Below are 10,073 nucleotides of genomic sequence, written 5' to 3'. Positions count from 1 at the left end.
CGGTGAACTTGCTTTTTCTCATCGTAAAACTTCCTTCTTCTGTTAATGGAAATTCTACTCAAGAACTGTTGCAGTTTATGGGGGAGTTACAATCGGAATCTCGGCAGTTAAGATCGAAGAATTTCTAACAGAGAATGCAATAGCTTTTTCTTTTGATGATTTTAGTAATCGCTATCAGTGTATTATCAGAGATCCTTCTCCAGATCAGCCAAAAGGCTATCATAGTATCGTCATTTACATTTACGTTGATGCCAACAAAGCTTTTAGGAGCGCAGAGATAAGGGATTCATACACTGCTTTGTAAAGAGTCACACGAGAGTTACATGGGCACCCCCCAAAGTCGTAGACATTAAGTTCTGATTTTTGGGTAGGTGATGAGGTGGATGCTCCGACTCTGAGAGACGGAGAAGCTATTGCGAGGTTTGATATGTCCATGGGGGGCATTTCACAAAGTTTTAATAACGAAGTGTACGAAATGAAAGCATACATTGAGAAAGTATTCGGAAGTAGCTCTTGGGGAGGTCATTAAATGAAGCGTTTTATTGCTTTCATACTTGTTGTTACTTCGCACCATATAGGTGCTAATGATGTGTGCCAAATAAGCTCAATTGAGCTGTTACAAAAAGCTTTAATTGGTCATTCCGAATCGATTGCTGCTTTGTCTGATGTAGACTTTGAAAATAAAAGGAAAATTTATTTTAAGTCAGCTAGTCATATTGTTGATATGTCTATAGATGAAAGAATTGTAGATTATGAGAAGCTTTTTGTGGAAAGAACTATTATTGATTTTTCTGGGAATGCAACAACCGTTCTTGTTAAATTGTCACAAGAGGATATGAATCATAGATTAGAATTGCTCAAAGAGCATATTTGCAAGTTTGACCAACTACCAAAAGTTGGATTAATTCTCAACTCCAGTCATCTGAACGATGGGGAAAAATAACCCTAGCAAAAATAGGCATGCCTGATAGCTATTAAGGTACAAGGCGTTACATGGGCACTCACCCAAAGTCGTAGTGTTGTAATTCAATAAAATCAGACGCTATTTTAACTGCTATTACTACCACGCATCGCGCTACCCACTAAGCCCCAAATAACTAAAAAGGGCACTGCCGTGTGCCCATGCTGGTTGAAACCGCTTATCTGTTAAAAATTCCCCTCATCGGGCCTAACAAATTATTAGGGTCAAACCAGTTTTTCAGTAGCTTCAGTAAAAACCACTTTTTGTGATAATGTTTTTTCCAGTCTCTTGAGCTCATGGGGATGGCGCCAACCGGGTATTGGAAGCCACCCAGCTCGCGTGCTCCTTCGTAAATACTTCTGTTGGCCTGAGTGAGCTGCTCAACACGCTCGGGTGTCGGTGGAATAGCGGTACGCATCAAAGAAAAGTAAACGAACTTTTCTTCTTCTGGTACGCTGAAAAACAGGCTACTGAAGGCACTTCTCTGTTGCATCGACATGAGTACCGGCCCGGCTACATCATTGGCAGGTGTGTTTGCTAATGTGTCCTGAATAAACGCGTGTGCTTTAGAAGCGGGTATTAACAAAGGACACCAGGGGTGAGGTAAAGTCCAGAGTCCGGCTGCTTTTAACTGTTCTACCACTGGGGCTAAACGGTTCAAAAAAGTAAAATAGGGGAGATCCTGAATAACTTCGGCTCCGGGCACAAAATTTAAGCCATCAAGTAATTCGGCATCTACAGGTGGCGTATCGGGCTCAAAGTACTTAGCCAGCTGCATTACATAACGCCAGCCTCCGGCAGGGTCCGGCTCTGCACCACCCTGAACGCCATCAAAAACCCCTTCATCTAAAAGGCGCTGGTTGTCGTTTAAGTAGTGTTCAAGATTATCGTACACCAGCTGATATGCTCTGACCGTACTGGGTGTTGGCTCAAGATCAAAGCTTGCTTCTACAATAATTCCGAGCTGACCTAAACCAGCTTTCATTGAGTGGAATAGCAGGCTGTTTTGATACGGTGAGCAGTCAAGCAAGCGTCCGTCACCGGTGACCACTTTAAGGTGGCAAATATTGTCTGCCATACAGCCGTGTTTATAAGACTGCGCACCCAATCCACCGACAGCAATGGTGCCGCCAACACTCAAGTCAATAAAGTCAGTGATGATGGGGAGTCCGAGGTTTTGAGGCACCGTGGTTGCCAGTAGCTCGCTCCAGCGAGCACCTGCCTGAGCAGTAATTTGCTGGTTATGAACGTCATAGACTTCAGCCAGTGAAACCATGTCTATCACCACGCCGCCCTGGGTTTGTGTTTCTCCGTTGGTCGAATACCCTTGCCCTTTTACCGCAATTTTTACGTTATGCTGATTGGCAAATGTCACCATATTGACGATATCTTGGTAGGTGGCGGGCTTTAAAATCGCGCGTGAGACATATTGATAAATATGACCAAAATCATCAGCGGCCTCAGTCAGGCTGGTTTCATCGGTGATGAGTTCGCCGTCGAACACCGGAAAGTTGTCGGCAAACGCCTCGGGTGATGAGTTGAGTAAATCGCGCTCGCTCGCCCAGCTTTGGCTTTGCAGGTTAAACCCAACAACCAGGCTACCCATGCCCATTTTTTTTATAAAATCTCTTCGAGATGACTTTTGATTCATGCATCCTCCTAATATTACTGAAGTAAAAAGCAGTAAGAATAAAATATGGTTGGATCAGAAAATGCGCTTTAAAGGCAAATTCGTATTCCGTTTTTATTATCTTGATGTTCACGTTACCGCTAATGTAAACGTCTCTGTCCCTGAAAAAGCGTGTCAGTCAGCACGCTAAGCTTCATACCATGATCAGCTAAAGCGACCTCGTTTTGAGCTGGGTATGTTGGCGTTTTTATCGGTGTTGTATCTAAACTCAGGTAAAACCCTATTAAAATTTTATTAACCTTATACTTTATGGCTAATTGCTATAAATAAAGGGGCTGGCAGAGATAGTATCATAATTAATGATACACAAATGCTACACTTTTTTAACCTTAAAGTGAAAGGATTTATCGAAGAGGCGATAAGATATCTTAGTTCATTCTTTTGTCTTAGAATAAAGGCAGGTAGACCGACACCACTGTTTGCTAATTTAAGTAAAAAGTCGCATTGATGTCTTTATTAGTTTACCGGGAATACCCCGAAGATTTTATGGTTATTTGGGGTTTATGTGTAAGCTGTCCAAAGGTGAGCGTGCTGCATTGCAAAACAACGAGGTGAGCCGAATAAAACGTATGGCTTAAAAGGGTTTATAGATAGAATTTTGGCGTGCCCGAGCGTTACATAATGCAAAAGGAGTAAGCGAAATAATCCTGGTTTCAATCCCTTTAAAAGCCCAGGCTATTTGCCTGAGCTTGGGGTAGTAAAGTGCGTTGCCCGATAGCCTGAAGCGCTTGTTTGGCCTGTCGGTTTGCAGCGAATAATCTAAATGCGTGCTATACAACCGCATCGATGACGTCGGCAGGTTTACCATCTCTGATTATTTTGCCGTCTTTAATCTCTATAATGCGGTCCATCATGGCGAGCACATCATAAGAATGCGCAACAGAAATGACGGTTTTTCCTTTCATCAGCGTTTTAAGTGAGCGGATAAACTCGGCTTTTAAGGCCGGGTCCAGGGCACTGGTTGCCTCATCCAGTAACAGTATTTTCTTATCTCTTAATATCGCTCTGGCCAGCGCCAGCCGTTGTCGCTGGCCGCCAGAAAGTTGTCCGCCGTTTTCACCAATAAACGCGCTTAACCCCCTACGGCCGCGCGCGTCTGTGTATGCTTCTACAAATTCCAGGGCATTGGCCTGTTCAAGCGCGTGTCTGACCGACGCCCGGCTCACGTTATTTAAACCAAATGCGACGTTTTCATAAATGCTCTGATTAAACAGGCCAATATCCTGATTTAGAAAACTGATCTCGCCACAGATCTGATCTGTGGGGTAGTCTTCTATATTCTTGCCATCTATGTAAATTGCCCCTTCTTCAATTTCGTCAATGCCGGCAAGCATATTCAGCAGCGACGATTTTCCTGCTCCTGACGGGCCTATGATCCCCACCTTTTCGCCGGCTTTGATTTTTAACGACAGATCGGTGAACAGAGGCGCTTTGTTTTCATATGCAAATTCGACGTTTTTAAAGGTGATTTTTCCTCTGGACACATTGAACTTGCCCGCGTCTTCAATGGGTTCAATATCTTCCAGAAACTCGTTAATCACTTCTCTGCCCACGGTAACCTGGCCCCAGGAAACAAAAAAGGCGTCAAACTCTTCCTGACACCATTCCGAGAGCGAAATAACCCGATAGACCAGGGCCAGTACCATAGAAAACTCGCCAACGGAGATGCTGCCATTGAGCCAGAGCTGTAAACACAGTGCCCCTGTACCCACAATCAAAGTACCATTTAGCAGGCCAACCACAGAGGCAAAATGAGAGAAAACACGAAATTCCTTTGCCACCACTCTGCGGTGTCGGGTTGCCCATTTTTCAGCAAACTGTTGCTCGTATTCGCTGCCGGAGAGCATCTTTACCGTTCTGATCCGGGCAAAGCGTTCAGTCAATTTTCCGGTGATCTGTGCACAGCTTTCGGCTTCCAGCCGGTTGGTGGTTTTGGCGTTGGGGATCCACTGCCCGAGCAGCATAGCCAGAAACAGGCCTGTCCAGATAAGGAATGGCAGCGTCAGCCAGCCATCTATGTTGCCGACGTAAAACAGTAGCGCGCCCAAAAATGCCAGTAAAAATCCGGCAAAGCCACAGAACTGCAACACCACATCAATGATGGCTTCGGAGGTATCCACAATCACAATGGCTGTGGATCCCGGGTCGTCTTCTTCGTGATAACTGGCAGGCGATGCAATTAAAGTGCGATACAGTTTTACAATGGTGTTTTTTTGCAGGTTAGGCCCAAGCAGTTGATGAAACACCAGGTTCTTAACCAGGGTAAGTGCGGGGATCACAACGGCAATGGCCACGGCGAACAATGCCAGCTGGTATCCTTTATTGTTCAGTTGTGTTTTGTCACCGGAGGTATCCAGCCAGTCGACCAGCTCACCCAGAAAGTCAAAGGTCACAATTTGCAATAAGCCGCCCAGCAAAGAAATGATAAATGCAACGGCTATCCAACCAGAAAACTCTTTGGCGCACTGGCGGATAAACGAAAGATTGTGTTCGGCCTCATGCAACTGGCTGTCGAATGTGTCTTTGTGGCCTATTTTTTCAAATAGCGTAAATAATGGCTTCATCGCTTTATGTGGCACCCGCACGTATCTGGTTGCGCTCCGGCTGTTTGGCCAGAGCCAGGAATAAACAAGCCACTGAGACAACGACGCAGGTCGTTTCAGTGGCTCTGACTTGTATACTAATCTGCCTTTATGTCAGCAGAGTAAGCGTTAGTCGTCGTCTTCATTCTGGTTAGAGGTTTCTGGCGTATAGTCATCCCAGTCGCCAGCGGCAGGCATCGACAGTTCATCCACGTTTTCACAGTTTACGGCCTGGTTGACGTAATCCCGCATATCTTTAGATAAGAAGAAGGCGCCAAAGTGTGCTTCCGGCGAGTAGTATTTTGTTTGAATGTCGGCCTGATTAAAGCGTGTTTCGAGCTCTGCGAGCGACAGTGTGTTGATGGTGCCGCTGCGCGTTGCCCAGATAAACGCATGGGAGCCGCCAAAATAGTCGTAACATCCGCCCATATAGATGCCAGCCGGATTGTTAAACGCCTGAGTTAAACGAGATACCATCGACTGCATCATATAGGGCTCAAAATAAGGCGTACCACCTTGTGCCACTAAAATGCCGTCAGCTTTTAGTGCGGTTAAGCAGTTACCAAAAAAGGATTGAGTGAACAGGGTTTCCGACGCACCGCCATCCGGGTCAGCCGCATCCAGGATGATCAGGTCGAAACAGTCACTGTACTGAGAGATGATATCGGCGCCATCTCCAATGCGCAGTACAAATCTGGGATCGTCAAATGCGCCATTGTTAATTTCTGGCAAGTACTTGCGGCTCAGTTGAATAATTTGCTCATCAATATCCACCATGACCACGTTTTCTACGCTCTGGTGTTTTAATACTTCGCGGGCACTGCCGCCATCGCCACCGCCAACGATCAACACGTTCTTGACCTGACCGTGAAAGAGGATAGGCACATGTGCCATCATCTCATGATAAATGTGCTCCCCTTTGGTGGTGACCTGGATCCCATCGTCTATGCGCATTACTTTACCCAGGTGGCGGGTTTCAAAAATGCTGACATCCTGGAACTCGGTTTCTACATCTACCAAATCTTTTTCTGAACGAAGTGCAATGTGAACGCCACTTGTCATTTGCTCATAATGCCAATTAATCTTAGTCATGTGCGTGAATACTCCGTTTTATGCGGTTTTTTGCGTTGCGTGTAACTGGTTGTGTAAAAGCGGCTGAAATTCTCCGGCCTGGCTGACAGAGCCACCTCGTGTGAGAGTGTTCACCACCATCCTGCCTGGTTGAAAACACTGTTCTATCACAGCCAGGCACAGCTCAGGCTGTGCATCACCACACATAAAAATGTCCATGGCAGCAAAGTTATATTCTGGCCAGGTGTGGATAGAAATATGGCTTTCAGCCAGAATGATCATGCCCGACACACCGCCATTGGTTTCAAATGGGTGCAAATGGGTTTTCAAAATGGTGGCGTTTGCTGCGTTGGCACATTCAATCATCATCTCTTCTATGTGCTGCTCACCGATGAGGTTAGAGGCATCAAAAATATCTACAATAATGTGCTGGCCCAGTGGGTGAACAAGCTGTGTTGTGGATGCGGGTTTAGTCATGCTTTTACTCAGTGTTCGGTTGTCAGGGTGATCAGGTAGCCGGTTTTGTGCATGTTGCTTACTGGCGCAGGTAAACCTGACGACCAAAAACACAGACAAAGTGACACGCTCTGGCTCTCCCTTTTTGAATACGGATATTCCAGCACTGAAATGTGCAACGAGTGTGGAGTCGGGCATTGATGCTAAGACTGGCGGCTCGGTACGCGGCAGGTGGTGATTATTGCTCTTATGAAAAACACAACAGGCTCAGATGCTTGTGACTTCACAAACGCAGCAGGTTGCACCAATATAGAGGTTTAAAAAGTGATATACGGGTGTGTGATGAGGGTGGACACACAACGGCCGTTTAGCCTTTTGGGGTGAGGCGGTAAACTCTTTGAGGTAGAGAAGTGAGACTGTTTATTATATTGATAATGATATTGAAATCTGGGCTAGTACTCGCCATCGACGATGTAGAGCTAAGAATCAAATATGTAAACTCAGGGATACTGGTAACTCTATTTAATAATGGGTACCACAATAGTTCTATTCTAAAAAAGATTGATTTTTGCTTGTCAGCTCCCAAAGGGATAAAAATATTTCTTAAAGATGCCGATGGAATAATCTATAGGCACTCAACCTTTTTAAATCGTCGGTGTTATGCTCCTAAGATGGCTATGTCACCACATTACGGGGTTGTGCACTTTATCGAGCCAAGGGACTTTGACGTGAGTAATTTTGGTAAATTAGGAGGAATAGGAATGAATCCACCTCCTGAAGGTAAATACGAACTAGGAGTGAAAATCTGCAGTAGTATGCGAGATTACAAACTAGCCGATTGTATCTACAGCAACACTTTGCCTTACACTGTTAGTGCCAGGTTATAGCGAATTTAAAGTGGTGCCCATTTAGAACGAGTGTGAGTCTGGCGCCAGGCTTTTATACTAAGTGCTCGATGACTGATGCAAAGGAGTTCTGCAATTGAACGCGTTTATTAAAATATTGGCGGGGAAGTATGAGACGTAGGTCATTGTTACTACTTCTTTTTGTCTTTAGCGCTGTGGTCAGGTCCGCAGAGCTCCAAAATACAGGGCCTCACGGCTTTCATGAGGATATTGTAAGTATCACCATGAATGCTCAGGATGGCGCGGCTTGTACGGTAAGAAAAAATACCCATCACACTTTGGCGTCAATTCAGGTTGAAACTCAGGACCAGTTTTTATCAATAAAAAATGCCTGTTTTAAAAAGATCTTCTTTCCGGCGCTTCAGTCGATGAAAGTATCGCGGGAATATAATAAGCAGAGTCAAAAACATGATTTAGTGCTTGTTTCTGTCAACTTTGGCTATTTTGGTGATACAGCGGATGCCCTTTCAGATGACACTAAACTTGAAGACTGGCAACTTAGACTGGCGATACATAAAACGCACACGAATATTGCGCTTATCCAAGACAAAACTAAGGTGTTTGATTATTGCCGTTGAAGCGTAAGCCAGGGCCCGGTATGAAAGTAGCTTGAAGGATAGCCACCTAAACTAACGCATTCAATTGACTTCTATTCAGGCAATGCAATATTAAAAGCCCCGGTATTGTGCGGGGGCTTTTCTGTATCTGGTTATATTTACTGACCAGTGGGCCTAAGTGTGCTGTACTATTTTTGCTGAACGAAAGGGTAAAGTAACCCGATCAGCAAAAGTTGCCCCATCCGCTCGCATTACAGGTTTGTTGCGGTGGTCCCGGCGGGCCAATGTGGCTAAGGCATGTCCAGGTATTCGCACCGCCCGCAATGGCCGGTGTATTGCTATTTTCTACTAAGTGCCGTTCAGACAGCGATTTGAGCTTTTTACTGCTTAATTTTAGTTTCATTGTTTTTATCCTTAAATTAATCCTGTGTACTGTTCGTACCTAATAACCATAAACGGTTTATGATCACATTGTCAAATATTGCATACAATATACATGTCTTTTTCTCCGTTTTATGGTGGGTGTCCAGAGAAATCGGTAAAAATATCACTGAAACCCGTTTAATGAGTGTGGACACACAACGGCCGTTTAGCCTTTTGGGGGCAGGTAAGTCATCTCGTACGTGGTTGGTACCCAGATAAAGCACCTGCTGTCCAAACTACCGGGTCAAGCACTTTTGGTATGTCTGAAGCAGATGCTATAGCAATAAATGGCAGTAAAAAGCGGGTATACTTAAATCTTTATCGATGGAGATTAGCCAACTTCAGATCAATATCCTTACGGACTTAGAATGCTTTCCCACCATTAACCTGAACGGCATAGCTGCTTTCTGATGTGGTTCCTTCCTTTCTCGTTACGCGAGCATGAGATATCAAAGCTTCAGTGACGTTCTCAGGAGATGTCCAGCTAATCGTTGCGATACCACTAGCGCTATTATTGACTGCAATGGATTTAAGTTTTATTAAAGACGTGCTGCGACCTCGTAGCGTCAGAATGGCCGATGGACCAGGTCCTGATGTTGGTTCATCTTCAAACAGAGTATTCCAGATCTCAATATTTCCACCTATCACGTTCCCATCATCATACAAAATGGCACCAACATCCGTTCTGAAAGTCACTTCAACTTCCAGCATTGAACCTGTCGTATTCGTAAGATAAATGAATGTATTTGATTTGTCAGGGCCAGAGAATATGTAATGAGGAAGTACTGCGCTCCCGTTGCTTTGTGCTAGTGCTCCCATGCTGGTGGCTGCAAAAAGTAGACTTATAGTAAGATTTTTCATCTGAGTTTCCTTATCTATTATATTTAAGTTGAAATACTTCCTGCTCAAAAAATGACGTGAGCTCAATAAATATACAGCAATGGGTTCGTTGCTGATTAACTTTTTGTTAATTTTTTGCTGGCTGCAATAAATCAAACTTCAGCTCTATACATAGGCAAGCCGACTTTTCGGACAGTTTGAAACGACTGCCATTCTAAACTAGCGCATTCAATTGACTTATAAAGATGTCTATTCAGGCAATGCAATATTAAAGCCCCTGTACTCTGCCGGGGCTTTTGTGTATCTGGTTGTATTTTTGCCCTGCGGGCCGCACTGAAGTGTGTTCAATTTTGTTCCAGACAAAATTGTCGAACCCTGGTCGAGGGTTCTCACCCACCTTCTCATTCGTGAAGAGGTAAAATTTGGGCATAAAAAAACCGCCAATAAAGGCGGTTCTTTTATTATAAATGGTGTGTGCACAAGAGTGAGGGATTCGCTTTCGGGCATAAAAAAACCGTCCACATTGGGACGGTTCTCTTAAAAGCAATGGCGGAGAAGGAGGGATGACAAAATACGTCCTGTATTTTG

The 10,073-nt window shown here is 44.6% G+C and carries 8 protein-coding genes; 2 read left to right on the top strand and 6 right to left on the bottom strand.

The window, feature by feature from the left end:
• Window positions 1-529: 529 nt before the first annotated feature.
• Window positions 530-943 (top strand): hypothetical protein, encoded by a 414-nt coding sequence (locus ACXAH1_RS24485; RefSeq protein WP_475200316.1) that lies wholly within the window; start codon window positions 530-532, stop codon window positions 941-943.
• Window positions 944-1,139: 196 nt separating this feature from the next.
• Here the strand turns inward: ACXAH1_RS24485 and ACXAH1_RS24480 are convergent, their stop codons facing one another.
• From ACXAH1_RS24480 to speD, 4 genes are all read right to left on the bottom strand, one after another.
• Window positions 1,140-2,612, bottom strand: coding sequence for an FAD-binding protein (locus ACXAH1_RS24480; RefSeq protein WP_475200315.1), 1,473 nt, complete (start codon window positions 2,610-2,612; stop codon window positions 1,140-1,142).
• Window positions 2,613-3,421: 809 nt separating this feature from the next.
• Entirely contained in the window at window positions 3,422-5,215 is a 1,794-nt protein-coding gene (locus tag ACXAH1_RS24475) for an ABC transporter ATP-binding protein (protein WP_475200314.1), read from the bottom strand.
• A 147-nt stretch (window positions 5,216-5,362) separates the two neighbouring features.
• Window positions 5,363-6,325, bottom strand: coding sequence for a polyamine aminopropyltransferase (gene speE, locus ACXAH1_RS24470; RefSeq protein WP_138553074.1), 963 nt, complete (start codon window positions 6,323-6,325; stop codon window positions 5,363-5,365).
• 18 nt (window positions 6,326-6,343) lie between these two features.
• A complete protein-coding gene (gene speD / locus ACXAH1_RS24465) occupies window positions 6,344-6,958 on the bottom strand; it encodes an adenosylmethionine decarboxylase (RefSeq protein WP_253050736.1) in 615 nt (204 codons plus the stop codon).
• An 817-nt stretch (window positions 6,959-7,775) separates the two neighbouring features.
• On the opposite strand from speD, the gene ACXAH1_RS24460 reads away from it, so the two are divergent.
• Window positions 7,776-8,243 (top strand): hypothetical protein, encoded by a 468-nt coding sequence (locus ACXAH1_RS24460; protein ID WP_475200313.1) that lies wholly within the window; start codon window positions 7,776-7,778, stop codon window positions 8,241-8,243.
• Between the two features lie 202 nt (window positions 8,244-8,445).
• On the opposite strand, the gene ACXAH1_RS24455 is transcribed toward ACXAH1_RS24460, so the two are convergent.
• Both ACXAH1_RS24455 and ACXAH1_RS24450 read right to left on the bottom strand, forming a co-directional pair.
• On the bottom strand, window positions 8,446-8,625 hold the full coding sequence (locus tag ACXAH1_RS24455) for a hypothetical protein (RefSeq protein WP_128064521.1): 180 nt from the start codon (window positions 8,623-8,625) through the stop codon (window positions 8,446-8,448).
• Between the two features lie 383 nt (window positions 8,626-9,008).
• Window positions 9,009-9,506 carry a hypothetical protein gene (locus tag ACXAH1_RS24450; protein WP_475200312.1) on the bottom strand — a complete coding sequence of 166 codons (498 nt, stop codon included), beginning with the start codon at window positions 9,504-9,506 and terminating at the stop codon, window positions 9,009-9,011.
• Window positions 9,507-10,073 lie beyond the last annotated feature (567 nt).

Source organism: Pseudoalteromonas sp. AWH4_217 (genome assembly GCF_056161105.1).
This window is presented reverse-complemented; position numbering and strand designations above follow the sequence as displayed.

Bases quoted from the DNA above. Each gene is read 5' to 3' on its own strand.
- ACXAH1_RS24485 (WP_475200316.1), top strand. From the start codon at position 530: ATGAAGCGTTTTATTGCTTTCATACTTGTTGTTACTTCGCACCATATA.
- ACXAH1_RS24480 (WP_475200315.1), bottom strand. From the start codon at position 2,612: ATGAATCAAAAGTCATCTCGAAGAGATTTTATAAAAAAAATGGGCATG.
- speE (WP_138553074.1), bottom strand. From the start codon at position 6,325: ATGACTAAGATTAATTGGCATTATGAGCAAATGACAAGTGGCGTTCAC.
- ACXAH1_RS24455 (WP_128064521.1), bottom strand. From the start codon at position 8,625: ATGAAACTAAAATTAAGCAGTAAAAAGCTCAAATCGCTGTCTGAACGG.
- ACXAH1_RS24450 (WP_475200312.1), bottom strand. From the start codon at position 9,506: ATGAAAAATCTTACTATAAGTCTACTTTTTGCAGCCACCAGCATGGGA.
- ACXAH1_RS24475 (WP_475200314.1), bottom strand. From the start codon at position 5,215: ATGAAGCCATTATTTACGCTATTTGAAAAAATAGGCCACAAAGACACA.
- speD (WP_253050736.1), bottom strand. From the start codon at position 6,958: ATGCCCGACTCCACACTCGTTGCACATTTCAGTGCTGGAATATCCGTA.
- ACXAH1_RS24460 (WP_475200313.1), top strand. From the start codon at position 7,776: ATGAGACGTAGGTCATTGTTACTACTTCTTTTTGTCTTTAGCGCTGTG.